Source organism: Bradyrhizobium sp. SUTN9-2 (genome assembly GCF_003122645.1).
GTDB classification, from domain to species: Bacteria; Pseudomonadota; Alphaproteobacteria; order Rhizobiales; family Xanthobacteraceae; genus Bradyrhizobium; species Bradyrhizobium yuanmingense.
The window spans coordinates 461,654-488,513 of the sequence record NZ_LAXE01000001.1 but is presented as its reverse complement, the minus strand read 5'-3'; the positions used below and the strand labels follow the sequence as shown (position 1 = coordinate 488,513).

General features: G+C 65.0%; 26 protein-coding genes, 1 tRNA gene and 1 pseudogene. 15 read left to right on the top strand and 13 right to left on the bottom strand.

Translation table 11 applies throughout. The features are described from left to right. From XF30_RS02265 to rplU, 3 genes are all read right to left on the bottom strand, one after another. Positions 1-460 (bottom strand): GNAT family N-acetyltransferase (locus XF30_RS02265; RefSeq protein WP_192893014.1); only part of this gene is annotated, 460 nt, incomplete at its 3' end. A 162-nt stretch (positions 461-622) separates the two neighbouring features. Next, complete coding sequence (rpmA, locus tag XF30_RS02260) at positions 623-892, bottom strand: 50S ribosomal protein L27 (RefSeq protein ID WP_025032812.1); 270 nt, start codon at positions 890-892, stop codon at positions 623-625. 103 nt (positions 893-995) lie between these two features. Further along, entirely contained in the window at positions 996-1,382 is a 387-nt protein-coding gene (gene rplU / locus XF30_RS02255) for a 50S ribosomal protein L21 (RefSeq protein ID WP_036008712.1), read from the bottom strand. A gap of 332 nt (positions 1,383-1,714) precedes the next feature. Here rplU and XF30_RS02250 point away from each other — a divergent pair, with 332 nt between their 5' ends. After that, on the top strand, positions 1,715-2,842 hold the full coding sequence (locus XF30_RS02250; RefSeq protein WP_036008710.1) for an ROK family protein: 1,128 nt from the start codon (positions 1,715-1,717) through the stop codon (positions 2,840-2,842). A gap of 174 nt (positions 2,843-3,016) precedes the next feature. Here the strand turns inward: XF30_RS02250 and XF30_RS02245 are convergent, their stop codons facing one another. Then, positions 3,017-3,880 carry an alpha/beta fold hydrolase gene (locus XF30_RS02245; RefSeq protein ID WP_109141810.1) on the bottom strand — a complete coding sequence of 288 codons (864 nt, stop codon included), beginning with the start codon at positions 3,878-3,880 and terminating at the stop codon, positions 3,017-3,019. A gap of 136 nt (positions 3,881-4,016) precedes the next feature. On the opposite strand from XF30_RS02245, the gene XF30_RS02240 reads away from it, so the two are divergent. Continuing rightward, a tRNA-Ser gene (locus XF30_RS02240) sits at positions 4,017-4,106 on the top strand. A 35-nt stretch (positions 4,107-4,141) separates the two neighbouring features. Here XF30_RS02240 and XF30_RS02235 read toward each other — a convergent pair. Then, positions 4,142-5,053 (bottom strand): LysR family transcriptional regulator, encoded by a 912-nt coding sequence (locus tag XF30_RS02235; protein WP_109141809.1) that lies wholly within the window; start codon positions 5,051-5,053, stop codon positions 4,142-4,144. 111 nt (positions 5,054-5,164) lie between these two features. Between XF30_RS02235 and XF30_RS02230 the strand changes: the two genes are divergently transcribed. Both XF30_RS02230 and XF30_RS02225 read left to right on the top strand, forming a co-directional pair. Then, positions 5,165-6,805, top strand: coding sequence for an FAD-dependent oxidoreductase (locus XF30_RS02230; protein WP_192893013.1), 1,641 nt, complete (start codon positions 5,165-5,167; stop codon positions 6,803-6,805). Between the two features lie 73 nt (positions 6,806-6,878). Next, positions 6,879-7,859: a Bug family tripartite tricarboxylate transporter substrate binding protein gene (locus tag XF30_RS02225; protein ID WP_192893012.1), complete on the top strand. Its 981-nt coding sequence runs from the start codon at positions 6,879-6,881 to the stop codon at positions 7,857-7,859. Positions 7,860-7,891: 32 nt separating this feature from the next. On the opposite strand, the gene XF30_RS02220 is transcribed toward XF30_RS02225, so the two are convergent. After that, positions 7,892-8,794: a LysR family transcriptional regulator gene (locus tag XF30_RS02220; protein ID WP_109141806.1), complete on the bottom strand. Its 903-nt coding sequence runs from the start codon at positions 8,792-8,794 to the stop codon at positions 7,892-7,894. 92 nt (positions 8,795-8,886) lie between these two features. On the opposite strand from XF30_RS02220, the gene XF30_RS02215 reads away from it, so the two are divergent. The 8 genes from XF30_RS02215 (at position 8,887) to XF30_RS02180 (ending at position 17,149) form a co-directional block, all read left to right on the top strand. Next, positions 8,887-9,948, top strand: coding sequence for an aldo/keto reductase (locus tag XF30_RS02215; RefSeq protein WP_109141805.1), 1,062 nt, complete (start codon positions 8,887-8,889; stop codon positions 9,946-9,948). Positions 9,949-10,024: 76 nt separating this feature from the next. Beyond that, positions 10,025-10,540 carry a nuclear transport factor 2 family protein gene (locus tag XF30_RS02210; RefSeq protein ID WP_109141804.1) on the top strand — a complete coding sequence of 172 codons (516 nt, stop codon included), beginning with the start codon at positions 10,025-10,027 and terminating at the stop codon, positions 10,538-10,540. A gap of 291 nt (positions 10,541-10,831) precedes the next feature. Beyond that, on the top strand, positions 10,832-12,103 hold the full coding sequence (locus XF30_RS02205; protein ID WP_109141803.1) for a DUF2157 domain-containing protein: 1,272 nt from the start codon (positions 10,832-10,834) through the stop codon (positions 12,101-12,103). Beyond that, positions 12,100-12,714, top strand: a complete 615-nt coding sequence (locus XF30_RS02200) for a GDYXXLXY domain-containing protein (protein ID WP_109141802.1) — start codon at positions 12,100-12,102, stop codon at positions 12,712-12,714. Before XF30_RS02205 ends, XF30_RS02200 begins: the two co-directional genes overlap by 4 nt. Before the next feature lie 914 nt (positions 12,715-13,628). Then, the gene (locus tag XF30_RS37630) at positions 13,629-14,330 is read left to right on the top strand and encodes a hypothetical protein (protein WP_146207650.1); all 702 of its coding nucleotides are present in this window, start codon (positions 13,629-13,631) and stop codon (positions 14,328-14,330) included. 40 nt (positions 14,331-14,370) lie between these two features. Further along, positions 14,371-15,489 carry an FAD-dependent oxidoreductase gene (locus XF30_RS02190; protein WP_204524489.1) on the top strand — a complete coding sequence of 373 codons (1,119 nt, stop codon included), beginning with the start codon at positions 14,371-14,373 and terminating at the stop codon, positions 15,487-15,489. Between the two features lie 428 nt (positions 15,490-15,917). Beyond that, positions 15,918-16,778 carry a DMT family transporter gene (locus XF30_RS02185; RefSeq protein WP_109141800.1) on the top strand — a complete coding sequence of 287 codons (861 nt, stop codon included), beginning with the start codon at positions 15,918-15,920 and terminating at the stop codon, positions 16,776-16,778. An 86-nt stretch (positions 16,779-16,864) separates the two neighbouring features. After that, positions 16,865-17,149, top strand: a complete 285-nt coding sequence (locus XF30_RS02180) for a hypothetical protein (RefSeq protein WP_109141799.1) — start codon at positions 16,865-16,867, stop codon at positions 17,147-17,149. 94 nt (positions 17,150-17,243) lie between these two features. Here XF30_RS02180 and XF30_RS02175 read toward each other — a convergent pair. Beyond that, a pseudogene (locus XF30_RS02175) lies at positions 17,244-18,158 on the bottom strand (LysR family transcriptional regulator); the annotation flags it as partial. Between the two features lie 96 nt (positions 18,159-18,254). On the opposite strand from XF30_RS02175, the gene XF30_RS02170 reads away from it, so the two are divergent. Further along, positions 18,255-19,109, top strand: a complete 855-nt coding sequence (locus XF30_RS02170; RefSeq protein WP_109141797.1) for an NAD(P)H-dependent oxidoreductase — start codon at positions 18,255-18,257, stop codon at positions 19,107-19,109. A gap of 48 nt (positions 19,110-19,157) precedes the next feature. Here the strand turns inward: XF30_RS02170 and XF30_RS02165 are convergent, their stop codons facing one another. Next, positions 19,158-20,366, bottom strand: coding sequence for an EAL domain-containing response regulator (locus XF30_RS02165; RefSeq protein ID WP_109141796.1), 1,209 nt, complete (start codon positions 20,364-20,366; stop codon positions 19,158-19,160). Between the two features lie 553 nt (positions 20,367-20,919). Then, complete coding sequence (locus XF30_RS02160) at positions 20,920-22,083, bottom strand: hypothetical protein (RefSeq protein WP_036024690.1); 1,164 nt, start codon at positions 22,081-22,083, stop codon at positions 20,920-20,922. 335 nt (positions 22,084-22,418) lie between these two features. Between XF30_RS02160 and XF30_RS02155 the strand changes: the two genes are divergently transcribed. Next, positions 22,419-23,048, top strand: coding sequence for a LuxR C-terminal-related transcriptional regulator (locus XF30_RS02155; protein WP_109141795.1), 630 nt, complete (start codon positions 22,419-22,421; stop codon positions 23,046-23,048). Positions 23,049-23,117: 69 nt separating this feature from the next. Here the strand turns inward: XF30_RS02155 and XF30_RS02150 are convergent, their stop codons facing one another. The 4 genes from XF30_RS02150 to XF30_RS02135 all read right to left on the bottom strand — a co-directional run bounded on the left by XF30_RS02150 (position 23,118) and on the right by XF30_RS02135 (position 25,642). Continuing rightward, entirely contained in the window at positions 23,118-23,366 is a 249-nt protein-coding gene (locus XF30_RS02150; RefSeq protein ID WP_036024694.1) for a hypothetical protein, read from the bottom strand. A gap of 151 nt (positions 23,367-23,517) precedes the next feature. Further along, positions 23,518-23,892: an Hpt domain-containing protein gene (locus XF30_RS02145; RefSeq protein ID WP_109141794.1), complete on the bottom strand. Its 375-nt coding sequence runs from the start codon at positions 23,890-23,892 to the stop codon at positions 23,518-23,520. 154 nt (positions 23,893-24,046) lie between these two features. Beyond that, entirely contained in the window at positions 24,047-24,745 is a 699-nt protein-coding gene (locus XF30_RS02140) for a Crp/Fnr family transcriptional regulator (RefSeq protein ID WP_192893380.1), read from the bottom strand. Between the two features lie 186 nt (positions 24,746-24,931). Continuing rightward, positions 24,932-25,642 (bottom strand): Crp/Fnr family transcriptional regulator, encoded by a 711-nt coding sequence (locus XF30_RS02135; protein ID WP_109141793.1) that lies wholly within the window; start codon positions 25,640-25,642, stop codon positions 24,932-24,934. A 395-nt stretch (positions 25,643-26,037) separates the two neighbouring features. Between XF30_RS02135 and XF30_RS02130 the strand changes: the two genes are divergently transcribed. Continuing rightward, positions 26,038-26,460 (top strand): response regulator, encoded by a 423-nt coding sequence (locus tag XF30_RS02130; RefSeq protein ID WP_192893379.1) that lies wholly within the window; start codon positions 26,038-26,040, stop codon positions 26,458-26,460. The last annotated feature ends 400 nt before the right edge of the window (positions 26,461-26,860 follow it).

The following is a 26,860-nucleotide window of genomic DNA, read 5'->3' as shown; positions in this document are numbered from 1 at the left end:
CGCACTTCTCCAGCACCTTGCGCGAGGCCGGATTGGTAACGCGCGCGCCGCCGTAGAGATGCTCGTCCTCGAACTCCTCGAAGAAGAAATCGATCGCGCCGCGCGCCGCCTCGGTGGCAAAGCCCCGACCCCAATGCTCGACGCCGAGCCAGTAGCCGAGCTCGGCATTGCCGGGCTTAGAGCAATCGATGCCGACCATGCCGACCGGCCCGCTGTCGTGCTCGATCAGGAACACGGTCTCGCTGCCGAGTTCGGCGGTGGCGCGGATGAAGTCGGCGGCGTCGTCCTGCGAATAGGGATGCGGCAGGCGGCGCGTGTTCTCGGCGACACGGCGGTCGTTGGCGAGCCGGGCGATGATCCTGACGTCGGCCAGCGTCGGCCGCCGCAAGGTCAGCCGCTCGGTGGCGACGACGCTTGGTCTCGCCTCGGCCAAGGTCACGCTCGAGAAATCCTGCAACATGTCCGGCTCCGTGAAAGTCACTAAGTCAAAGTGCAAAGAACAAAGTGAGCAAAGAAAAGGGGAGGCCGGTTTCCCGCCTCCCCTTGGAGCCTTCGATCTCTTGCGATCTCTAGGACTCCGCCGGTTCAGTCGGGACCGGCGGACTCCGTTTTTGTCCACCGTCTATTCAGCAGCCTCGGCAAGCGGGAGCACCGATACGAAGGTGCGGCCGTTGGCTTTGGCTTGGAACGCAACGCGGCCCTCGATCTTGGCGAACAGAGTGTGGTCCGTACCCATGCCGACATTGAGGCCGGGGTGCCAGGTCGTGCCGCGCTGACGCGCAATGATGTTGCCGGGCGTGACGATCTCGCCGCCGAACGCCTTGATACCGAGGCGCTTGCCCTTGGAATCGCGACCGTTGCGCGATGAACCGCCTGCTTTTTTGTGAGCCATGGCTCGTCTCCGAAATCCTGCGTAGTTCTAGGTCAATTCCTTGACGGAATCATTTCAAAACGTCGCACGCATCAATTCGTGAATTGGCGTGATCGGTTTTGCGTTACTCGGCGGCTTCCGCTGCCGGCTCCTTCGTCACCTTTTCCTTCTTCGGACGCGGGCCCTTGGTGGGCTTGGCGCCGTCCGTCAGAATCTCGCTGATGCGCAGAACCGTGATCTCGTCGCGATAGCCGCGCTTGCGGCGCGAGTTCTTGCGGCGGCGCTTCTTGAACGCGATGACCTTCGGTCCGCGCTTGTGGTCGAGCACCTCGACCGCGACGGACGCGCCTGCGACCGTCGGGACGCCCAGCACCGGCGTGTCGCCGCCGACCACGAGCACTTCATTCAGCTGCACGATCGAGCCGACTTCGCCTTCGATCTTGCCTACTTCGAGAACATCATCCGGCACGACGCGGTATTGCTTGCCGCCGGTTTTGATGACTGCGAACATCGTTCTTTCTCCGTGTTCAATCCCGGCCTCGGGACGCGGAGCGTCCGGGTCGGCTTTTTGTCAGTCGCTATGGTTTATGCGAGTCTGCGTGGGCGGGAGTTATCCCTTTGAAAACCCAAGCAAAAACAAGCGGCGCGAGAAACGCCCCGCGCCGGCTGTGGGACTTATAGCGGCCAACAGCCGCAAGTCAAGGAAAACTGGGCGAAAACCGCCCGGATTTGAAGGCTTTGGCCGCGCTGAAAGCGCGCAGCCGAATCTCGGGTGGGCTTTGCAACAAACGGGTTCCCCCGCAGTTGTCCCGGCCGGAACAGGAAAGCGGGGCAAGGGCTCTCATGGCAACAGACGAATTGGTCAAAACAACGGGCATTGCCCAGCATGGCGCCGAACGGCTGCCATCGGTCGATGTCGACAGCTTCAACATCGAGATCAAGGACGAGGACGGCTTTCTCGGCGACCGCGCCAGCAAGGGCGCGTTCCGGGAGGTGCTCGAGCGCTGGCGCAAGCCGCTGCGCAAGACGGGGGAGGACCCGTTCGGGAAGGTGCCGACCGAGGAGATCAACAAGAAGACGCTGGACGCCATCCTGATCGGCGACGACACCGAGGCCTCGGCCGTGGTGCACAGCGCGATCGAGGATTTCTCCCAGGAGCTCGCTTATGTCACGCGCCGATTCCTCAAGACCAAGGCCTGGGCCAAGACCGAGCGCATCGTCGTCGGCGGCGGCTTTCGCGATTCAAGGCTCGGCGAGCTCGTGATCGCCCGCGCCGAGATCATCCTGAAATCCGAGGGCTTCAAGATCGACCTGCAGCCGATCCGCCATCATCCTGACGAGGCCGGCCTGATCGGCGCGCTGCACCTGGCGCCGTCCTGGATCTTCGAGGCTCATGACAGCATTCTCGCCGTCGACATCGGCGGCACCAACATCCGCTGCGGCGTGGTGGAAACCGGCTGGAAGAAAGCCAAGGATCTGTCCAAGGCCAAGGTGGTGCATGCGGAGCTGTGGCGTCACGCCGACGACGAGCCGACGCGCGAAGGCGCGGTGAAGCGGCTGACCAAGATGCTGAAAGGGCTGATCACGGAGGCCGAGGCCGAAGGCTACAAGCTCGCGCCGTTCATCGGCATCGCCTGTCCCGGTGTGATCAACCCGGACGGCTCGATCGAGAAGGGCGCGCAGAATCTGCCGGGCAATTGGGAGAGCAGCAAGTTCAACCTGCCGGCGAGCCTGATCGAGGGCATCCCCGCTATTGGCGAGCACGACACCGCGATCCTGATGCACAATGACGGCGTGGTGCAGGGGCTCTCGGAAGTACCGTTCATGCAGGACGTTGACCGCTGGGGCGTGCTCACCATCGGCACCGGACTTGGCAATGCGCGCTTCACCAATCGCCGCAAGGAAGGCAACGGCAAGGACCGGGATTCCACGGAGAACGGGAAGAAAAAAGGTAAAGCGGACAAGGAGTAACCTTGACCGGTTAGGTTAAGGACCGGATTGCGTTGCGGACCGGCCGTCGCACGCTAGGGTCGAATCGTCGCTTCCACTCGGCCGGCGAAGCCGCCCTTCACGGCCAGTATTTCAATAAGCGGCACGGGACCGCCAGTGTTTACCGCGTCTGGCGGTCCCACCCCGTTTTTCTCCTCAGCTCCAGCCGATGCGCGCAAAGAACGCGGCGATCTCGCGTGCCGCGCGATCCGGATTTTCCCGATGCGGGAAGTGGCCGACGCCGGGAAACATCTCGAGGTCGAGATCGCTGAAGGTCTCGGACAGCCGGTCGGTCCAGCCAAAGGGAAACAGCGGATCGTGCTCGGCCCAGCGCACGCAGGTCGGCACCGCGATCGGCGGAAGTGGCGGCGCTTCGCCCTTCATCATCGCCACGCGCCCGGCATGCGAGGCGCGGTAATGCGCAAAGCCGCCGGCGAGGTTGCCGGCTTTCAGGAAATTGTCCGTGAAGGCGTCCAGCACGTCGTCGAAGGCGTTTGTCCGGTGCGCCCAGCCCTTGAGGAAATGGCTGATGTAGAGCCGGCAGCTCTCCCGGCTCGCACCGATGAGCTGTGGCGCCATCTCCATCTGGTGAAAGGACTGGTACCAGATGTGGTTGAGCCTATCGGGCGCGGCCATGCGCGGCCCGATCCCGGGATAGACGAAATCGAAGAAGAAGAGGCCCGCCATCCGCTCGGGCGCCTGCCGGGCCAGCGGCTGCATGACAGCGCCGCCGACATCGTGGCCGACGACGCCGAATCGGTCGATGCCGAGCCGGTCCATCAGCGCCAGCATATCGGCGGCATGGCCGTCCGGTCCGTAAGGTCCACCTGGCTTGTCGCTGTCGCCGAAGCCGCGGAGGTCAGGCGCGACAAGCGTGAATCGGTCCGAAAGCCTCGATATCACCGGCTCCCAGGTCAGCCAGAATTCCGGCCAGCCATGCAGCAAAAGCAGCGGTTTGCCGCTTCCGGCACGAGCCACGTGGAATTTGGCGCCATTGGCGGTGACCGTCAGATGCTCCATGGCAGTTCCTTCCCAAAGCGGGATAGTGGGCGAAAAGAGGCAGCGGATTTTCCCCTTTCGCGCCTTGTCTGGCCCGCCATCCTCGCCTATTAACGCCCCCAACCACAGGGGCCCAGCTCCTAATATGGCGCCTTCAGGAGAGGTGGCAGAGTGGTTGAATGCACCGCACTCGAAATGCGGCATAGGTGCAAGCCTATCGGGGGTTCGAATCCCTCCCTCTCCGCCATATCAAACACGACGCTTCCAAATAGCTCCGCAAAATCAGCCTGATGCTGCTGCCGTTCGGCCGGCCAGCACCATCCGCGCCGTCGTCACGAACGCCTGCGCCGCCGGCGACAACGTTCGGCCCTGGCGCTGCAGCAGCGACACGGGGCGGGTGAGGGCGGGGCGCACCAGCGGTCTTGCGATCAGTGTCGGGAACTGGTCGGCCGGCAGCATCGTCGCGGGCAGGATGGCGAGGCCGAGGCCCTGCGCCGTCATGGCGAGCGCGGTGTTGATCAGGGTCACTTCATAGGTCGGATCGAGGCGCTTGCCCTGCGCGCTCAGGGCCTGATCGATCTGCATGCGGATGCGTGTCTCGCTGCGCATCGCAATCGTCGGCAGTTGCACCAGCTCGTCCCAGGTTAGGGACCGACGCGCGGCGAAGTCCGCGGTGCGACGGCCGATCGCGCTCAGGCGGCCGCTCGTCAGCGTCTCGATCGTCATGTCCGCGAATTCGCCCTCCACGCTGCCGATCGCGAACTCGGCATCGGTCGTGCTCAGCCGTGGCACGAGATCGTCGGCGGCGACATCGCGCATGTCGATCTCGATGTCGGGATGGCCAGTGCGGAATTTCGCCAGCACCATGGGCAGCAGCGCCGATGCCGTGCCGGCGGAGGCGAGAAACACGACCCGGCCTGCGCGGGCCTGCGCGAGGTCACGCATGCGGCGCGACAGGCCTTGCGCATCGCTCAGCATGCGCTCGGCGGCGGCGAACGCCTCGTCGGCGGCCAGCGTCGGCTGCACCGAGCGCGTGGAGCGGTCGAACAGCTTGACGCTGAGCTGGGCCTCGAGCTGCTGGATCAACAGGCTCGCCGCCGATTGCGTGATGCCGAGCTCGCGGGCGGCCCGCGTGATGCTGCGCGTCCGATACACGCCGGTGAAGATCCGCAGCTGGCGCAATGTGACATTCATAGAGAAATCTCATGAATTGATGAGTTCTTTCCGACTTATCGCATAAACGGACCTGCAATAAAATGCATGCTGTGCGGACGGAAAGAATCCGCGGCAAGGATTGGAGCGAGCATGAGAGCGCAAGTGCTGGTGGTGGGCGCCGGGCCGGTCGGATTGACCGCGGCGATGGATCTCGCTTCGCGCGGGATCGACGTCGTCGTCGCGGAAATCCGCCACGCCGGCGATCCGCCCAGCGTCAAGTGCAACCACGTATCGGCGCGCTCGATGGAGATTTTTCGGCGGCTCGGCGTCGCCGCTCGCTTGCGCGATGCGGGGCTCCCTGCGGACTTTCCCAACGATTGCTCCTATCGGACCACGGCGACCGGGATCGAGCTTTGCCGCATCGACATTCCCTCCCGCGCACGCCGCTATAGCGCGACCGGTGGCCCCGACACCTGGTGGCCGACGCCCGAGCCGCCGCACCGGATCAACCAGGTCTATCTCGAGCCGATCCTGTTCAGCCATGCCGCGGCGCAATCACGCATCAAGATCCTTGCGCGCACGGAAATCACCGACATCGAGCAGCACGACGACCATGTCGTCGCGCTGGCGCGCGATCTCGACAGCGGACATTCGCTCCGCATCGAAGCCGGCTTCGTGATCGGCTGCGACGGCAGCCGATCCCTCGTCAGAAAAGCAATCGGTGCCAGCCTGTCCGGCACGCCGGTGATCCAGCGCGTGCAGTCGACCTTCATCGAAGCGCCGCAACTGAAGGAGCTGATGGGGGCGCACAAGCCGGCCTGGATGGTGCTCTCGCTCAATCCGCGCCGCTCCGGCACCGTTGTTGCGATCGACGGCCACGACCGCTGGCTGATCCACAATCACCTGAAGCCCGACGAGCCCGAGTTCGACTCGGTCGATCGCGACTGGGCCATCCGTGCCATCCTCGGCGTCGACGAGCGCTTCGAATACCGCGTGCTCAGCAAGGAGGATTGGGTCGGACGGCGTCTGGTGGCCGACCGCTTCCGCGACCGCAGGGTCTTCATCTGCGGCGACGCCGCGCATCTGTGGATGCCCTATGCCGGCTACGGCATGAATGCTGGCATTGCGGACGCCGTCGATCTCTGCTGGCAATTGGCGGCGCATCTGAACGGCTGGGCGCCGGCTGCGATTCTCGATGCCTATGAGGCGGAGCGGCAGCCCATCACCGAGCAGGTGTCGCGCTTTGCGATGGATCATGCGATGAAGATGATGGCGCAGCGCGGCGGCGTGTCCGCCGAGATCGAGGACGACACGCCGCGCGGCCAGGCGGCCCGCGCGGCGCTGGCGAAAGCGGCCTACGATCTCAACGTGCAGCAATATTGCTGCGCCGGCCTCAACTTCGGCTACTATTACGACGCCTCGCCGATCATCGCCTATGACGGCGAGACGCCGCCGCCTTACGCGATGGGCAGCTTCACGCCATCCACCGTGCCGGGCGCCCGCGCGCCGCATTTGTTCCTGCGCGACGGACGCTCGCTCTACGACGCCTTCGGCCCCGGCTACACATTGCTGCGCTTCGATCCGGCAATCGATGTGACGCAGCTGCAAGACGCTGCAAAGGCGCGCGGCGTGCCGCTCGCGCTGGTCGACGTCGCGCCGGAGGAGGCGAACGGCGCCTATGCCGAGAAGCTCGTGTTGGCGCGGCCCGACCAGCACATCGCCTGGCGCGGGCAGTCCGCGCCGGAGAACCCGATAGGCCTGCTGACACGTATCACTGGCGCTGCGGCGTAAGACGACACGAGCGAACGGCTTGGCGGCGCAGCTCGCCAGGTCGGTTTCAAGAACAGAACGCAAGGAGGAGACCGTGTTTCACGTTGCAAGACGCCGCATCCTGGCCGCGCTGACGGCCGCCGCTTTCGCACTGTTGCCGGTGGCGGCGGCCCGAGCCGCCTATCCCGAGCAATTGATCAAGATCATCGTGACCTTCCCGCCCGGCGGCAGCGCCGACACGGTCATCCGCGCGCTCGAGCCGCTGGTCACCGCCGAGCTCAAGCAGGGCCTGGTCATCGAGAACCGCGCCGGCGCCGGCGGCAACATCGGCATGACCGCGGTCGCACAGGCAAAGCCCGACGGCTATACGCTTGGGGTGGCGCCGGCGGGTGCGTTGACCGTGAATCCGCACCTCAATGCCGCGATGCCGTTCGCGCTGAAGGATCTCGCGCCCATCACCCTGCTCGCGGAAATTCCCTTTGTGCTGGTCGCGTCCGCGAATATTCCGGCGCGCACACCTGCGGAGACCATCGCGCTCGCCAAGGCGAAGCCGGGTGGGCTCTCGATCGGGCATGGCGGCAACTCGACGGCGATGCATTTGACTGCTGCGCTGTTCACACACAGAAGCGGGATCGCGATGGAGCTGGTGCCGTATCGCGGGACGGCGCCGGCGGCGGTCGATGTTCTCGCAGGCCATGTCCCGTTCGCGGTGCTGGATATTCCGGCATCGCGACAATTGATCCTCGAGGGCAAGCTCAACGCGATCGGCGTGTCCTCCGCGCGCCGCCTTGCGTCCCTGCCCGATGTGCCGACGCTGGCCGAGAGCGGCCTTGCCGGTTTCGAATCCGTCGGCTGGTTCGGGCTCGTTGCTCCCGCCGGCACGCCTGCGGATGTCATCGCCCGACTGAACGAGGCCTTCGCCAAGGCGTTGAAGGACCCTGCCGTGGCGGAGAAGATCCGCACCCTCGGCGCGGAGCCTGCGCCGACCTCGCCCGAGCAGTTCGGCCGCTTCATTCAGGACGAAAGTGCGAAATGGGGCAAGCTGATCAGCGAGGCCGGCATCAAGGCAAACTAGAGCGGATCGATTCGATCTAAAGCCATTCCGCTTTAGCGCTTTCCGCTTCCCCGATAACGCACGTGATCGACCAGCGCGCGCAGCTTCGGCGGAAGATTCCGCCGATCCGGAAAGTAGAGGAAGAAGCCGGGGAAGGACGGGCAGTATTCCTCCAGCACGGGTACCAGCTCTCCTCGCTCGATATACGGCTTGAACGTCTCCTCCATGCCGAATGTCAGGCCGCCGCCCGCGCAGGCGGTCCGCACCATGACCCACATATCGTTGGTCGTGATCCTCGGCTCCACTGCGACGTCGAACTCGCGCCCACCTTCCGCAAATTCCCAGCGGTAGGGAGCGACGTGCGGCGCCGGCCGCCAGCCGATGCAGCAATGCTGTGAGAGCTCGCGCGGGTGCGAGGGCGCGCCGAACCGCTCCAGATAGGCGGGAGCGGCCACCACCAGCTGGCGCTGATCGCCCGAAACAGGCACGGCGATCATGTCCTGCTCGATCACTTCGCCGAGCCGGACGCCGGCATCAAAGCCCTCGGCCACGATGTCGAATTCCTCGTCGGTCACGGTCACGTCGACCTGCACGCCGGGATGAGCCTGCGTGAATTCGGCCAGCAACGGACCGCGAATGAATCGCTCGGCGATCGATGAGACGGCAAGACGCAGCTGCCCCGTCGGCTGCGCGTCACGGTCGCGGGCGCCATTGATCGCCTGTTCGACTTCGGCGAGCGCCGGGGTCACGCGCTCGTGCAGGCGCAGGCCGGCTTCGGTCAGACTGACGCTGCGCGTCGTTCGCTGCACGAGAGCCACGCCCAGCTGGTCTTCCATGCGTCGGATAGCCTGGCTCACGGCGGATCGGGTCACCCCGAGCCGCTCGGCGGCGCCACGGAAGCTCTTGGCTTCCGCGACCGCGATGAAAACGGCAACGAGGTTCAGGTCCGTGGTCATTGGTTAGCTAGGCTTACCACCCCAGTCATCATTGGCCAACTTCTCTCACCTCTCGCCGGGGGCTATCTCCGACCCATACGAAGGAGGCTCTGATGACGTCGCTCGATCAATACCGCCTGCTTGGCCGTTCCGGCCTGCGCATTTCCCCCCTTGCCCTGGGTACGATGACTTTCGGGACCGAGTGGGGATGGGGATCCGATCCCGGCGAGGCACGGCGGATCTTCGACCTCTACGTCGACCGCGGCGGCAACTTCATCGACACCGCGGTGAACTACACCAACGGCGCGTCCGAGCGCATGGTCGGCGAGTTTGCCCGCGGCAAGCGCGATCGCCTCGTGCTCGCAACCAAATTCACTATGGCGCGCGATCCCGGCAACCCCAATTCGGGCGGCAACCACCGGCTCAACATGCTTCGTTCCGTGGAGCAGAGCCTGCGGCAGCTCGAGACCGACCGCATCGACCTGCTTTACCTCCACGCCTGGGACGCGACGACGCAGCCCGACGAGGTGATGCGCGGCCTGGACGATCTCGTGCGCAGCGGCAAGGTCCAATATGTCGGCATCTGCAACACGCCGGCCTGGCGCATTTCACAGCTGCAGACGATCGCAGACCTGCGCGGCTGGTCGCCCTTCATGGCGCTGCAGATCGAATACAATCTGGTCGAGCGCACCGTCGAGCACGAGCTCATTCCGCTGGCGGCGAGCCTTGGCCTCGGCGTGCTGCCCTGGTCGCCTCTCGGCGGCGGCGTGCTCACCGGCAAGTACACAAGGGCCGATCTCAGGGATTCCCAGGACCGCGCCGTCGGCACGACACGCGCCTCGATCATCGCGTCATCCGGCCTTCTCAACGAGCGGTCGCTGGATGCGGCCGAGACGGTGCGATCCGTCGCCTGGGAGCTCGGCGCGACGTCCTCGCAAGTGGCGATTGCATGGACGCTGGCCAATCCCGCGGTCACCGCGCCCGTGATCGGGGCCCGCACGCTGGAGCAGGCGAAAGACAATTTTGGCGCGGTCGGGATCTCGCTGTCGCCCGAGCAGATGGCGCGCCTCGACCAGGCGACCGCGCCCGATCCCATCTTTCCAGGCCGCTTCCTGCGCCGTCCGATGGTCGAGCAGCTCATCTTTGGCGGCGCCGCCGTCGCGCGGCGCGGGTAGGTCGAGCAACAACGCGACCGACCTGCGTGCATCACTTCGGGGCAGACGACATCTTGCACCAGAAAGGAAGACACCAATGGCAACCATGCTCAATCGCGCACTTGCGTCGTGCGTCTACGCGGTCATCGTGACGGCATCCACCCTGACGACGGCCGCACCCTGCGGACAGGCCAATTCCGTGCAGGACGACAACAAGCGGATCGTCACCGATGCGTTCGATCGCTGGGCGGCGGGAGGCACCACCTTCTTCAATGACCTGCTGCACGACAACGTGGTCTGGCGCATCAGGGGATCCGGCCCGAGCGCCGGCGAGTTCAGAGGGCGCGATGTCTTCATTGATCGCGCGGTCCGCCCGTTCGCCAGCCGGTTGTCGACCCCGGTCCGTCCCACTTCCGTGAGGATCTTCGCCGATGGCGACCACGTCATCGCGCATTGGGAAGGCAGCGGCGTGGCGCGTGACGGCAAGCCTTACGCGAACTCTTACGCGTGGATCCTGCTCATGCAGGACGGCAAGGCGGCGGAGGTGACGGCCTATCTCGACCTCGCACCCTATGACGACGTCCTGCGGCGCATTCCTCTGCCGGCGCAATAGGCCGCAGAAAAGAGTGATGTCGCTTGTGGCCATCCTTCGAGACGCCCGCCCTTGGCGGGCCCTCAGGATGAGGACCGAGTGCGTGGCGCGAGTTTCAGCGGGCTCCGATGCCGCTGAGCCTCATCCTGAGGAGGCGCGTAAGCGCCGTCTCGAAGGACGAGGCGCGCGCTCAGCTCGCGCCAAGAGCCATATGCGAAAGCCCCACCGCGAGCAGGAGCTTGAACCCATCGCCCGCTCGATCCGACCTAGCAAGGTCCCGCCATCCGGCGGGGCCTAAGTGATCCCAGGACGATGTTCGACAAATCCTACCGGCAGCGCCTCGAAGCCGATCTTGCGCGATGGGAGGCCGACGGCGTGATTGCGCCGGCGGCGGCCGTCGCGATCCGCAGCGCGCTGCCGCCGCGCACCGCCGGCATCAACATCGCCGTGGTCGTCGCCATCGTCGGCGGCCTGCTGATTGCCGCCGCGTTCCTCGCCTTCGTGGCGGCGCACTGGACCGAGATCGCGCGCCTCGCGCGGTTTGCGATCCTGATCGCGGGCATGGTGATCGCCGGTGGTCTCGGCGCCTGGTTCGCCGCGCGGGAGCGCACAATTCTCGCCGATCTCTGCGCCAGCATCAGTGCGATCATCTTCGGCGCCGGCATCGCGCTGGTCGGGCAGATGTACCATCTCGGCGACGACTTCGCCGGCGGCATGCTGTTGTGGTCGATCGGCGCGTTTGCCGCGGCGCTTCTGACCGGCTCGCGCGGCGCGCTTGCGGTCGGTCTCGTCGCCGCCTCGATCTGGACCTGCATGCGGATCACCGACGCGTCCGACGTGCTGCATCTTCCGTTCGTCGCGGTCTGGCTCCTCGCCGCCGCACTCGCCTTCGCCTGGAATTCCCGCGTCGCCGCTCATCTCGTCGCGCTGGCGCTGCTGCCGTGGTGGATCGCGACCTCGCTCCGCTTCGAATTCGAGGGCACCCAGCCGTCCTTCGTGCTCGCGAGCGGTGCGGCGCTGCTGTTCGGCGCCGGGCTCGCGATCGCCGCCGCGCCGTCGCCGCGAGCGCTCCGGCTCGGCAACGTCCTGTCGGTTTACGGCGCGTTTTCATTGGCCATTGCCGCGTTCCTGGAGGTGACGACGGTCGACGATCTCGTCCGCTTTCGCGAAGGGTCTCTTGCGGGCCAGCCGCTTTGGGCGATCGCGTGCGGAAATGCCGGCGTGATCCTCGCGCTGGCCTCGGCTGCAATCACCCGGCGCGCGGGAGAGCTGCTTGCAGCCGCTGCGATCGCCCTGGTCTTGCTCGCGGCGCCGATCTGGCCGGCCTCCATGGCCGGCGAATCCTGGCTCGCCTATGCCGCGCTGCTTGCGGCCATGCTGTGTCTCGTCGTCTCCGGCATGCTCGACGACGTGCGTCCGCGCATCGTCGCCGGCTGGCTCGGGATCGCCGGGGTCATCGCCGGCATCACCTGGGCCGTGAAGGGCTCGCTGCTGCGCCGCTCGGCCTTCCTGGCAGTGGCGGGCGTCGCGGCCGTCGCCTTTGCCACCGTGCTGGGCCGCATGCTGCCGAGGGCCGCGCGATGAACGAGATGATCGCATCGCTCACCGCGTTCTGGCAGCGCATCCCGAAAGCCGCGCTGTTTTGTGCCGCCATCCTGATCCAATGCGCGCTGCTGGTCCTGATGGTCGCCGACCGCATGCAGATCCTGCGTAACGGCGTCGAGGTGACCTTGCAGACCCAGCCCGTCGATCCCCGCGATCTCCTGCGCGGCGACTATGTCGTGCTCCGTTACGACATCTCGCAACTGCCGGCCGGCGCGCTCAAAGGCAAGGTCGCCGACGCGCGCCATCCCATCGTGTTCGTCAAGCTCGCGCCCAATGCCGGCGGCGTCTATCAGGCGGTCTCGGTCCATGCCGAGCCTGTCAAGGTCACCGCGCCCGAAGTGCTGATCCGCGGCCGCGTCGGCAACTACGGCGGGTCCTGCGGCGACGACCGGCGACGGTTCTGCGACAACCTGCCGATCAAATACGGCCTCGAAAGCTATTTCGTGCCCGAAGGCGAGGGCAAGAAGCTCGAGGACGCCCGCAACCAGCAGAAGCTGCGCATCGTCGCCGCCGTGCTGCCCTCAGGCCGCGCGGCGATCAAGCGGCTGCTGCTCGATGGAGAGCCGGTGTATGAGGAGCCGTTGTATTAGGGGGGATGACTTTAGGACTGATCGATTTCCGGGGCGCTCGCCGCATCCCTCTATGCCGACCCGCGTAACCGATTGATTTTGCAGGTCGACTCTACCCTGAAAGGGGTGCTTTCAAACTGTTGTCGTTCCATGGCAGAACGCGAGGCTTCAACCGTCGTGGTGGCAGAGTGGTTGAATGCACCGCACTCGAAATGCGGCATAGGTGCAAGCCTGTCGGGGGTTCGAATCCCTCCCTCCGCCATATAAAATTGATCTTAAAGCAATTCTTGGATGCCCGTCAGCCAATGCGGCGACGCGGTCTCGAAAAGGAACACCGAGGGACCACCAGCCGGCCTTATTTTTTTTACGCGCATGGCCCCCTATTCGCCAACCGGTCGCAAGTTCGAATCAGCAAAAAGCGAATCTCCCACCACGCGGTGCGGGCTTGGAAGTCGACGATGAGCAGCGCCGTCCGAGTTCTTGGTGGCGTCCGTCGTGCGGGCGGCGCCCCGATAGGGGGGGGTCGAAGGCACCACGGCGATCAATACGTTGCGAACACCACTTCTTTCAACTTATGGATCAATTTACAAATTGCGCATATACCAGATTTGAGCCTCGATTGACGTCATTCTGATCGGCCTGTTGCAATAATGGATTCCCTCCCAACTCGGGATCAAGCTTCTCAATCAGTTCGTGATTGGTTGGAAGGTCGACAGCCAGAGTATCTGTCGACAAACGCTGGCACTCGCGAGGCCGCCTACCAAGGTTGGCGGCCGTTCAAAGAGGCTTTCGCTCCGGAATTGGTAGAACAAGCTGTCGGAGAAACAACGGCAGCACTCGGCCGAAAACTGCGCTCATGCTTGGACCCATTTGGGGGATCGGGAACTACCAGTCTCGCGTGCCAATTTCTTGGGGTCAAACCCACAACCATCGAAGTGAACCCCTATCTTGCTGATCTGATCGAAGCAAAACTATCTAGCTACGACGAAGATCGACTGATCCGAGATTTTGATGCTGTCGTCTCCGCGCCGATCGGACGAGTTAGCAGTCCATTTGCGTATGCTCCCGCGACCTTTGTTGAACCGGGTGTCGAAGATCGTTTTATCTTCTCGAAGCCTATTGCACGGAGACTTGCGTCCTATGCCGACCGAATTGCAAGCGTCAGAAGCGTCATTAATCGGCGCCTTTTTCGCGTGCTGCTCGGCAACATCGCGGTCGAGACCTCTAATGTGGTGGTGAGCGGAAAGGGCCGCAGGTATCGAAAGAACTGGCAAGAGCGTGATGCGTCTCCCGACGACATCGATGATGCATTCAAAGCCGCAGTACTTCGAGCAATCTACGAGATCTCAAAGTTTCAATCGCGCAAAGGTAAAGGCTTCGAACTAATACGAGGGGATGCCCGAACCTCGATACCTGCGCGCCGCAAGTTTGATCTGGTGGTTACGTCGCCGCCGTATCCAAATTCGTTCGATTATACGGACGTGTACAACGTCGAACTGTGGGTTTGCGGCTATGGCTCGCATCCGAAGCAAGAACAACCATACCGAATTGATAGTTCGCCGCGCGCTGTTCGAATAATCGCCTTCCCGTCAACCTTGCAAACCCACAAAATCATCAGGATGATCGCCGCGTTGTAGCATCGCTTGCGAGGCCTTCATGCGAAAATGCGAAGTCGCCGTGCTGGGTCTGGGGCTCATGGGCGGAGCAGCGCTGGGCGCATTGCTGGATGCCGGCGTCGATGCGCTCGGCTTCGACCCGGTCGCAGCAGGTTCGGATCGAGGCTCGTCACATGGTTCATGTCGCATCTTCCGTCGCTTCAATTTCGAAAACCCCAACTACACCAGCCTGAGCGACGAGGCTCATGCCGGCTGGATCCGGCTGCAGAGCGAAAGCGGTCAAACAATTCTGACGGAAACCCCTGTTCTGGAGGCCGGCCGCCCCGGCTCCGCCATGGTGGCGTCCTCGCGCGCGGCCGCGATCGCGAAAGGGCGTCCGGATCCGATGTTGACCGCCGCTCAAGCGAACAAGCAATTTCCGGCTTTCAACCTGCCCGGCGACTGGGACGTCGTCGTGCAGGACGGTGGCGCGATCCTGCGGACCGAGGTCGTCATGAAACTGATGCGCGCACGCGCTCGCGACCGCGTGATTCCGGAACGCGCGAGCTTCTCGCCGCACCGGGACGGCGTGTCGATCCGCACTGATACCGAAGAGTTCTTCGCCGAGCGCGCGATTCTGGCGCTGGGCCCATGGCTCGGTCGCGCACTCCCGCAACTCGCCGCACTGCTGAACGTGACCCGACAGGCGGTCGGCTGGTTCGCGCCTGCTAGCCCCGACAGCGTGGCGCTCGGTCGTTTCCCGATCTTCATTCTGGACCGAGGTCCGAACGATACGGTCTACGGCTTTCCGGACTTCGAACAGCGCGGCGTCAAAGCTGCGCCTCACAACCACGGGCCCGTGGTCGGCCCCGACGACTGGGGTCCGCACGCCACCGATGCCGAACTCCGCCCGGTCGGCGAAGCGTTGGCCGCCCTCGTCCCGGGTGCGGCCGGGCCCATCATCGATCGCGACGTTTGCCTCTACACCAACACCGCGCCCGCCGACCGCCGGCTAGACGCGGGCGAGGAATTCATCATTGATCGCTGGCCGGAGTCCCGCCTGATCGTCTGCTCCGCGTGTTCAGGCCATGGTGCGAAGTTCGCGCCCGCCATCGGTCAAAGGCTTGCTCGCCTTGCCACCGATCCGTCCTACGAGGCAGAATCCTTCTTTCAGCTTTCCCGCTATTCTCAATTCGCCTGAGCGGATGCTGGATGTTGCGGTGACAGTGCACGAAACGCACACCGTCCGGCGGCAGACGCCTTCACGAGACCCGGGCGAAAGCCCTGCCTGTCCGACCTCCTGCGATGATGCCACTATGCTCCTGTTTTGCCCGACGAAGCAAATGACAGGAGACGTCATTCGGAATGGGCGACAGCGCTCGCCGCCAATTGCCGTCAGCTCGCACGGGTGCGCCGGATAGCCGCGTCAAACCACGATCCCCCGACTTTTCGGCCCCCAAAACCCCGCTCGACCCGCACCTCATCCCATCCCCCACCTAACCCATTGATCTTGCAACCCCCGTCTACTGTGCATGGGGTTGTTTTCGAACTTCTGTTATTCCATGGCTGAACGCCAAGCGTTCAACCGTCACGGCACCACCTCCGCCGCCCCCACCAAGCGAGACCAACATGCACTCTTCCGCCAGCGGCTGGGGCAACGGGCTTCTCGGCGTCATCATCTTCAGCGGCTCGCTGCCGGCGACGCGGGTGGCGGTCGGTGGCTTCTCGGCGCTGTTCCTGACCTCGGCGCGCGCCGTCATCGCGGCGCTGATCGGGGCGGCGGTGCTCGGCCTGCTCCGGCAGGCGCGGCCGCAGCGTCGTGATCTCGCCTCGCTCACCATCGTCGCCATCGGCGTCGTAGTCGGCTTTCCCCTGCTGACGGCGCTCGCGCTCCAGCACATCACGTCCGCGCGCTCCATCGTCTTCATCGGCCTGCTGCCGCTGTCGACCGCGATCTTCGGCGTGCTGCGCGGCGGCGAGCGGCCGCGGCCGCTGTTCTGGCTGTTCGCGGGTCTCGGCAGCGCCACGGTGGCCGGCTTTGCCCTCACCGGCGACGGCGCGGCCTCGCTTCAAGGCGATCTGCTGATGGTGGCCGCGATCGTGCTGTGCGGCCTCGGCTATGCCGAGGGCGCCGCGCTGTCGCGCCGCCTCGGCGGCTGGCAGGTGATCTCCTGGGCGCTGCTGCTCGCGCTGCCCTTGATGCTGGTGCTCGCCGTGCTGACCTGGCCGCCCGTCTGGAGCGGCGTCAGTGTGCCCGCCTGGATCGGGCTCGCCTATGTCTCCGTCTTCAGCATGTTCGTCGGCTTCATCTTCTGGTACCGGGGGCTTGCCATCGGTGGCATTGCCCGCGTCGGCCAGCTGCAGCAGCTGCAGCCGTTCTTTGGTCTCGCGCTCGCCGGCCTTCTGCTCGGCGAGCCGGTCGCAGGCAGCATGATCGCCGCGACGGCAATCGTGGTCGCCTGCGTCTTCTTCGCGCGGCGCTTTGCGTGAGACGGCGACGCCAAACCTTGATCTAGATCAATGCCTGTCCCGGCGCGGTGCCTGCCTCTAATGCATGACAAGCGAGGGAGGACGTGATGCGACAGCGAACGAAATTGTGGTTAGCCGGCGCCGTTGTTGTCTGCGCAGCATTGGGCTCGGTGCAGTGGTCGGCAGAGGACGGTCTTTCACTCGCGATCCAGAGCGCGGAAGCCCGCGTCGGGCGGCCCGCGACGCCGGCGAGTGTCGCGGGCGTCGCACGTCGAACGACGCGTCGTGCCGTGGTCGGTGGCGCCGCCGTCGGTGCAGCAGCCGCAGGAGCCGCCGTCGTCGCGCCAGCCTGCGTCCGCGTGCTGGTCAACGGCGTCTGGGTCTGCCGCTAGGCCTCACTGCTGCCCCATCACGGTGCGCGTCAGCGCCGCCTTCGCGAACTTCTTCAGCGGCATCGGCTTGCCGAACAGAAAGCTCTGATTGAGGCCTTTCGATCCCCGGTAATCGCGCGATCTCTCCGGCGAGGAAATCGACCAGGAGGCGCACGCGCGCAATGCCGGACCGCTCCGGCACGATCAGCATGTTCAGCGGCACCGGCGGCGGCGAATAGTCCGGCAGCACGCGTTCGAGCCTGCCGCCCGCGAGCAGGTCGCTGACCAGCCACAGATGCGCCGGCGCAATGCCGCGGCCGGCCGCGAGCGCCTCACGCGCGGCAAGCCCGTGATCGAGGCGCAGCCGCCCGTTGAAGGGTATCGCGTGGCGGCCGCCGCGGCGCCCCTGCAGCACGAGGACATCGCTGCCGGCGATGTTGGACATCCGAACGCCCTCGTGCTTGGCGAGGTCTTGCGGGCGCGCGGGCCGGCCACGCGCGGCAAGATAATCGGGTGCGGCCACGAGCACTCGCCGCGACTGGCCGAGCGACTTCAGCTTCATCGTGCTTTCGGCGAGCGGCCCCAGACGCAGCGCGACGTCGACGCCCTCTCTGACGAGGTCGATCCGCTCGTCGGTCAGGCTGAGGTCGACCGAGACCTCCGGATAAGCGTCCTGGAAGGCGAAGATCAAGCGGCTGACGTGGAGCACGCCGAACGCCGCGGTGCAGGAGACCCGCACCGTTCCGGCCGGCGCGCCGCGCGTCGAGCGCGCCTCGTCGCCGGCCTGCTCGACGAGACGCAGGACATGCACGCAGTCGGCGTAGTAATGGCGGCCCTCTTCCGTCACGGTGACCCTGCGCGTGGTCCTGGTGAGCAGCGGTACGCCGACCGCCTGCTCCAGCTCCCGAATGTGCCGCGTCACCGTGGACTGGCCGACGCCGAGCTCGCGCGCGACCGCGGACAGGCTTCCGCGCTCGGCAACGCGCACGAAGCTGCGCATGCGCTCGAGCGTAACCTCCGGCCTATCCATTTTCCGGCACAATCTTATCCATCGGCTACGTCTACCGGATCGCGGGCCACCGCGCTATCTGCCGAGCCACAATCCTCAATCCAATGGTGCCCGAACATGAAAGTGTTGATCGTCTATGCTCATCCCGAACAGCGCTCGCTGAACGGCTCGCTCCGGGATGTCGCCGTCCGAGAGCTCGAGGCGCAGGGGCACGAGGTGCGGGTCTCCGACCTCTATGCCGAAGGCTGGAAGTCCGAGGTCGACCGCGGCGACTTTCCGTCGCTGCCGGTCGATGCGCGTCTCGCGGTCGCCGCGGCATCCAAGCAGGCGTTCGAGGCGGGCACGCTGACTGCCGACGTCAAGGGCGAGATCGAGAAGCTGCTGTGGGCGGATGCTCTGATTCTGCAGTTTCCGCTGTGGTGGTTCAGCATGCCCGCGATCCTCAAGGGCTGGGTCGACCGCGTGTTCGCCTACGGCTTCGGCTATGGTGTCGGCGAGCACAGCGACAAGCGCTGGGGCGACCGTTACGGCGAGGGGACCTTGGCCGGCAAACGCGCGATGCTGATCGTGACGGCCGGCGGCTGGCAGGACCATTATTCCGCCCGCGGGGTCAACGGGCCGATCGACGACCTGCTGTTTCCGATCAATCACGGCATTCTCTATTATCCCGGATATGACGTCCTGCCGCCGTTCGTGGCCTATCAGGCCGACAGGTTCGATGAAGCCGCTTTCGGCGCGACGGCCGAACGCCTGCGCGAGCGGATGAGAACGCTTGCGACAACTTTGCCGATTCCCTATCGGCGCCAGAATGGCGGCGATTACGTCATTCCGAGCATGCAGCTCCGCGCCGGGCTCGAGTCTCCCGGAGCGCGCGGTTTCGCGCTCCACCTCGATCAGGCTGACGAAAGCGGCGCGCCGGGCGAGCTAGGCACGATGCGGTCGACGGCGGATCTCCGCGCGGCAACGGCGTAGTTGCGTGATCGCACGGACGCAGCTCTCAAGGCCCGGGAACGCGCGCGCTCATCCCATCACGGTGCGCGTCAGCGCGCTCCGTGCGAACTTCTTCAGCGGCATCGGCTTGCCGAACAGAAAGCCCTGCACGACATCGAAGCCGATCTCGTTCGCGACAACGAGGTCGGCGCGGCTCTCGACCCCTTGCGCCACCGCGCGCGCACCAAAGGTCTGCGCCAGCTCGACGATGTGACGGCACACCGTGCGCTTCAGCCGATCGCCGCCGCTGCCGGTGACGAATTGCCGGTCGGCCTTCAGCTTGACGAAGGGAATCTTGTCCAGCTCCATCAGCGACGGCCAGTTGGCGCCGAGATTGTCGATCGACAGGCCGATATTGTGCAGGCCGACCTCGCGCGCGACCTCGGCCAGGAAATCGAGCTCGCGGATTGCCTCCTCGCTGTCGATCTCGACCGTCAGTCCGCCGAAGGCCGGATGCGTCGGCACGCGGCGGCAGAGATCGCGCACCGCCTGCGGCTCCCTGAGATAGGCGGCGGGAAGATTGATCGACAGGTTGACCGGGCTTTGCTGCTCGAGAAGATAGTGCCAGTCCTGCACGGCGCGATCGATCACGAACTCCGACAGCTCGCGAAAATGCGGATCGTGCGGCTCCGGGATGAAATAGGCCGGCGGCACCACGCCCCAGGTCGGATGCCGCATCCGCACCAAGGCCTCGGCGCCGTTGCGGACCAGCGTGCGCGCGTCGATCTTGGGCTGGTACCAGAGCTCGAGCCAGCCGGCATGCAAGGCCTCGCCGACATGCACGGCCGGGCTCGGCGCCGGCTCCTCCGGCAGCAGCATGGCAACGCGCTCGCGCAGCGTCTCCGCGGCAAAGGGCGTGGTCAGCGGCGGCAGCATGCTAAGGCCATATTCGTCGCCGACCTGCCGCACGGCTTTGACGATGATCGAATCGCGGGCGCCGACGGCGAGAACCTTGCCGGCAAATGCCTCACGCACCAGGACTTCGAGGAATCGTCCCGGCTCGATGCCGTCGGCGGCGACGCCGAGCAGGATCAGGTCCGGCAACTCGCTCGCGAGCACCGTCTTCAGCTCGTCGGCGCTGGCACATTCGCAGGTGACGAAGCCGAGATCCTCGAGGATCTCGCTGAGGAACGCGCGCAAGTGACGCTTGCTGTCGGCCACGCAGGCGCGCGGCGTCACCTTTCGCCGTCCGAAGGTCACAGGCCTTCGTCCGACGAGTTCAATCATCCCATCGTTCATCGTACACCACTCCCGTTCCGTGACGGTTTCTTAAACGCGGAGCGTGGGTTCAAATAAGGAGAGCTTCACATCGTTCTTGAATTATCTGAGTAACGTTAAGCCCTGCAATTCGAGCTAATTTGTCGACGAAATCTTTGGGTGCACGCGCGCGGTTGTCCCGCGGCGGCGATGAAGCCGGCGCAACGTGAATCGGCGGCGGCTTTCACGCTTGCGTCTTCCCGCAATGCGCGCACCGCCGCCTTTCGCTCGTGACGGTCATGCGACAACGGGTCCGCGCCGGCGGCCGAGAATGTGAAGCACATCACACGCGCGTTGCCGCGCTCGCGCTAAAGCTCCCCCGAGCCGGTGGAGGGCTGTCGAGGATTACAGCTATGTCGATGCGGCGAATGATGTATTGGTGGTTCAGGTTCGTGCTGTCAGGGCGATTCATGGATCGCTTCCTGTGCCTGCCGCGCTAGCCGCGCGGCACACGGTTTTTCGCGGCCGAACCGGGTCTAGAGCATGATCCGGAAAAGTGTGTAGCGGTTTTCCGGAAAGATGATGCTCAAACGCTCTAGGTTTGCCCGATCAATTTGCGGAACGCCGCCGCACCGTCCTGCATCGCGTCGCGTCCCTTCCAGGCCAGATAGCTCAGCTTGCCGCCGAGCGTATCGTGGCTGCGCAGCCGCCGCGAGCCGAGAATGTGGCCGACATTGGCAGGGAAGCGGCTCACCTCGGCGGAGACCAGCGCCGCGATCGCATCCATCAATTGCTGGAGGCGGACGCCCCATTCGCATTGCTCGATGCCGTCGATGCGGACCTTGAGCGCATATTCGGTGTCGTAGATCTCGGCGAGCAGGTCGCGGGCGATCAGCACCCGGTTGTGCCGGAGCGCGACGCGAAGTGCGAGACGCTTGTCGTCGAGCCGGTCGAGAACCATGGGAACGACGCAGGCATAGGGGGTGGCGGCGACGTCTGCGGCGGCCTTGCTCGCAGCGGCTCGGGTAGCAAGCCGCACCAATTGCCAGGACGTCTTCAGGCGTCGCGCCACCAGCGCCAGCGCGAAGGGCAGCGCCTGAGGATGCGCCTTCTTGAAGGCATCGAGCTGCGCGGTGATCTGGGCGACCTGGCCGTCGTCGAACTTCGCGATCTTGTCGGGCAGCTTCGCGTTGAACTTCGGCAGTGCATCGCCGGCGCGCAACACGTGCAGCATCTTCACGACGTCGTCGAAGGCGGTGCGCGAGGCCGTATATTGCCCGAGCTTGGCGCGCGCGGATTCGGCGCTCTCGGGCGAGGCGAGGGTGCTCTCGAGGACCTTGACGACCTTGATCTGGAAGGTCGAGGCGATCTTCTGGACCTCCTTCGGGTTGTTGGCCGCGACCTGGTCGCCGATCGCCTTGATGTAGTCGCGCGCCATGGTCGGCAGCAGGTCGCGGCAGATCCATTCCCAGATCGGGGTGAGGGTATTGCGCGAGATCCGCCCCATGTTGGCATGCTCGGGCGCGCCATCGATCAGCAGCAGCTCGAGCGGCGCGAAGAAATAGCGCGACGGGCTGGTGGCGCGCGCCTGGGTCGATCCGTCCTTGCGGAATTCGGCGCGCAAGCGGGCCTGGATGTCGGCCGAACCCGGCATGTCGATGCCGCACAGCTCGAGCCGTTCCAGCTCGCTGAGCAGACAGCTGCGCGACAGCGGCGTCAGCCTCTGCAGAAATTCCGATAGCCGGTCGATCTCGTCCATGGCACGCAATCTTTCGCAGCGTGGCCCGCGGGCTTGCGGGCCCAATGCGTGGAGGCATTTGCGCGCTCTCAACCTCCCTAGAGAAGCAAGTCGCCGTTAATTAATCCGTAAAATCCGGGGGGTGGATGTCGGAGCAAGGCGTTCGCCGAGGAGCTTTCCCGTTTCCACCCCACGATTTCGGCAGAAAACTCAACCGCTGCATGGTCGCGTGCGGCACCGCGCAAGCACAAATTGTGCCGAAGTCGTCATTTCAGCGTAAAACCGTCCAAATCACCGTAGTCATACGGAGCAAAAAGTTAATCACAGACCCGCCCCGGTTCCGCTAAACGAGTGACATGGGGTCACAGAATGATACGGCCACCGATTCGCGGCCGTCGGCATGGTACGAAAGCAGCGCTGCTTCAGCTGAAGAGCTCGATTTCGCCCGCCTGAGCGCCTTGCGTGCCAAGGCGGCCGACGAAATGGCGGCTGCCATCGCCCGCGAGCTCAATGGCCCCCTGACCGCGCTGCTGCTCTACATGGGCGAGATCAAGCACCACAGCGATCAGCTCGTCCCCGCGACCGGCGATCGCGCCTATTTGCAGCGGGTGGTGGAGAACGCGCTGGCCCAGACCGAGCGCGTTTGCGGCCTGGTCAAGCAGCTCGCCGGCCCGCCCAAGGGCGGCTCCAAGGGCGGCTTACCCAGCCCGTCCGAAGAAGCGGAATCGAAGGCCGTCCGCGTGCTGCAACCGCCGCGGTCGCCGAGCGCCGATCTGATCGGCCCGTCGGGCCAGAAGCGGCTGACCAGGCGCGAGCGCGAGGTGCTGAGGCTGATCAGCGAAGGCTACTCGAACAAGCAGGGTGCGCTTCGCATGCAGATCAGTCCGCGCACTTTCGAGAGCCATCGCGCCGAGGCGATGCGCAAGCTCGGTGCGCGCAACACCGCGGACCTCGTCCGTGCGGCGCTGCTGCATTCGATCGACTGAGGCCGGGCCCGTCGCCCGCCGTCGGGCGAGACCCGACGCCTATCTCGAAAGTTGGGAAATCCGTGGCGCTCAGAAATAGTCTTCGGCGAAGGGACGTGCGCGCGAGGTGGGACGCAGCGGCTTGATCTCTTCCTTCGGCGCGCTCGGAATGATCGTGATGGTCCAGCGGGGGGGCATGCTCGATTCCTGCTCCAGCACCGAGCGCACGAAGCCGGTCACGGTCGACTCGCCGGCCTTCACCGTCGCCATCCGGCCGTTGAACTGTGCGATCCGGAAGCGACGAACCTCCTTCTGGTCTGCGGTCTCGTAGGTGAACATGGAAAACCCTCCTGGTTTTCCGGGACTATCGCCAGCTATGATTAGCCATCTGTGAAAATCGCAAACCGTAGAAGTACGGCGGGAATGCACGCGCGAGTAGTTCGGAGCGTTTTCACGCGAAGCAGCGCGACGAGCGCGCATCCCAAGCGAGCTAGCCTTGCGGCTCCTGCGCATGCGCGGCGGCGTAGGCCGCATCCATCAGGTCCAGCAGCGCGCGAAATTCGGTCTCGCCGAGGCTTTCCGCGGTTTTCTCCAGCCGGAGCGCCAGCGCTGCCAGCCTGAGATAGCCGAACGTTCCGGCCGCGCTCTTCAACGAATGCGCTTCGCGCGCGATCCTGGCGTGGTGCTGCGCGGGCGAGAGCGTGCGGAGCAATTGCAGGCGCGCGCAGGTCTCGCTCCAGAACACGTCGCGCACTTCGCCGGCACCGTCCTCGCCGATCTCGCGCACCAGCGCTTCGTACGCGCGCGGCTCGCGCGCGGGTTCGGCATCGAGCGCCTTCGCAGGCGCGACGGTGACGTCAAACATGCCTTGCCTGCCCTGATCCCGGTTCGTGTCGCGCGGCACGCCGCCGCGCGAGGCATGTCGCGTGTGTACGCCCTTCGAATTTCAGTTCTGGTAGCAGGATGGCTGGTGTTTGCAGGCCGGCATTAGCCCGCGGTTTACCAAGCGACCGCGGCGTTCAGGGCGGGCCGAGCAGCCGGTCGTACTGGGCCTTCACGGCGGCGTAGCATTCGCACGCCGTCTGGCGCAGCCCGTCCAGGTTGGTGATCTGGATGTGTCCGCGGCTGTAGTGGATGAAATTGGCCTGCTGCAGGGAGTTGGCGACCAGCGACACGCTGTTGCGCCGGGCCCCGATCATCTGAGCCATGGTCTCCTGTGTCAGCAGCAGACGCGACTCGCCCGACATGTCATGCGTGTGCAGCAGGCAGCGCGACAGCCGCGACTCCACCGGATGAGCGGCGTTGCAGCCGGCGGTTTGCTGCACCTGGGCGTAGACCGCCAGCCCGTGACGCGCAAGCTGCGTACGCAGGGCGCTGCTCTGATCGGCGGCCATGCGCAGGCGGTCCAGATCCACCACCGAGGCGGCGCCGGGAACCAGCACGATGGCGGTGTTCAACGCACACGCATCACCCTCGATGGCGAGCGTTCCGAGCAGGCTACCACGGCCGATCATGGCGACCTGCACATGCTCGCCTTTGGCCAGTTCAACCACCAGCGAGATGACGCCGCGGTGAGGAAAATAGGCGCGCATGAGCGTCTCGCCGGTCTCGACCAGCACCGCCCCGTGGGGCAGATCCACAGTTCGCAGGTGCGGGCGGATCAACTCATAATCGTCTGCCGACAGTGCGGACAGGAAACCGTTGGACGGACGCGCCATGCTTTCCAAAGCTGCCTCCTCCGTACCCTTGCACCTGGGAATCGCACGCCTGCACTCACGCGGTGCGCGGGTAAGTTCCATCATCCTCGCGGCGGGATATATTGGCAATTGAGACAAGTTGTCCGGCCCTGGCGATGCACCGACGCTGCGTGCACGTCGGAACACAGAGATCGCATCGTGCTCCCGTCACGCCACGACTCCCATCAGGCGCAGGTGATGGGCCTTCACCGCCGAATAGCAGCCGCAGGACGTCGCCAGCAGCGCCTTGGGATCGATGATCTCGATCTGGCCGCGGCTGTAGTGAATGATGCCGGCGCGCTGCAGCGCATGCGCGACCAGCGAGATCGCGTTGCGGCGGACGCCGATCATCTGCGCCAGCGCCTCCTGGGTCAGCGGCAGGATTTGGCCGTCGGACAGGTCGTGGGCGCGGAGCAGCCAACGCGCGAGCCGCGCCTCGACCGGATGCAGCGTATTGCAGAGCAGCGATTGCTGCACATGCGCGAGCATGACCTGCTCGTGGCGGACCATCAGCTTGCGGAGGCGTGCGCTTGCGGTCGCGACCGCGCGGAAAACTCCGATTTCGATCACGGAAGCAGCTCCTGGGAACAGCACAACCGCGTCCATCGGCGAGATGCCGTCGGCAAGGGCCGCACCGGCCCCCACGACGCTGTCGCGGCCCAGCATCGCAATTTCGATCGTCTGTCCTTCGGACAGGCTCACCCTGATCGAAACGCATCCACCATGCGGGAGGTAGACATGTCTCGGTGCAGTGCCGATCTCGCCCACGACAGATTTGCTGACCATTTCAACCGTCGCGAGGTGCGGACGCAGCAGATCGAAATCCGCGGCATCGAGCAGTTGCAGCAGCTGGTTGGGCGGGCGGCCGCTCACGGTCATGCAGGTTAATCCGGCGGGTTCGATGGACGCTGGGCGCGGCGGCCTTCGTCACTCAGTTGCACGGCGCGCAAATACTAATCTAAAGGTTGTGGTGTCGTCCATATACCCGTTAGAGGGCAGACAGCCTGTCTCATTTGCGGCGGAATTAAGTAGCGCACGCTGATTCGTTGACGAGGCGGCCGTCCTGCAACGATTGCGCAGGGAAAAAGCGGCAAGGGGGCCTCAGGAGCCGGAAGGCATTGCAGTCGCGCTGGCCATCGGGCCGGCTCGCGTCGCCTCGACCGCGTCCGCAAAAATGTAAGTTTCATCTCTCATCGAAAGCAAAGGAGAAAGGCGTGCCCCACGGTTCGATTGTTGAATCGCCGGAACGGGAAGCTCAATCCGGGCGAGACGATCTGCGCCATATTCTCGTCGTCGACGATGACCCGATGGTGTGCATGGCCATCGAGGTTTACCTCCAGCGCAACAATTTTCGGGTGACGATCGCCGAGGGTGGTGAAGCCGGACTGCGCGCCCTCGAGCACAAGCAATTCGATCTGATGATCATCGACATCTTCATGCCGCACATGCGCGGGTTCGAATCGATCCGGATTTTCCACGACCGGGCTCCGGTCATTCCGCTGATCGCGATGTCCGGCTACGCCTTCACGAATTTGGACTCGCCCGCGCCGGACTTCCTGCGGATGGCGCTGGAGCTCGGCGCCGCGCGCTGTCTGCGCAAGCCGTTCACGCCGCACGCGCTGCTCGCCGCCATCAACGATTGTCTGGCAGAGCCTCGCCCCCGCTCCGACATTGCCACGGCCGTGCAGCTCGGTTAGCGCGACACGAGCCGCTTTCCCCAGGGGTAACGCTTCGTTTACCTCGAGCGTGGACCGCCTAGATCCGGCAACGCCCAAGCACTCGCGCGACGAGGGCGCGGCCGGCTTGCCTCGACCGCCTCTATCGTTCTTCACGAGCAGGACTTTCTCGCACGCCGCGTCGCGCGATTAGTGGCTCGTTACCGCGCGGCTCCCGCCGTTGCGGCGCGGGGATGGTTTTGCCGAAAAGCGCTGCAACACGCGGCAGAACCGCAAACTTCTCTTCAAAATCCGTAGTAGCACGGAGGATGAAATTAACGGGACTGTGAAAGGGGATGTCTAACGATCCAGGATAGGGCGTCCGTCCGTGCCAAAGGTGGCTCGGACGTCGCGTTTGCGGCCCGGGTCAGTAAGGCGTAGC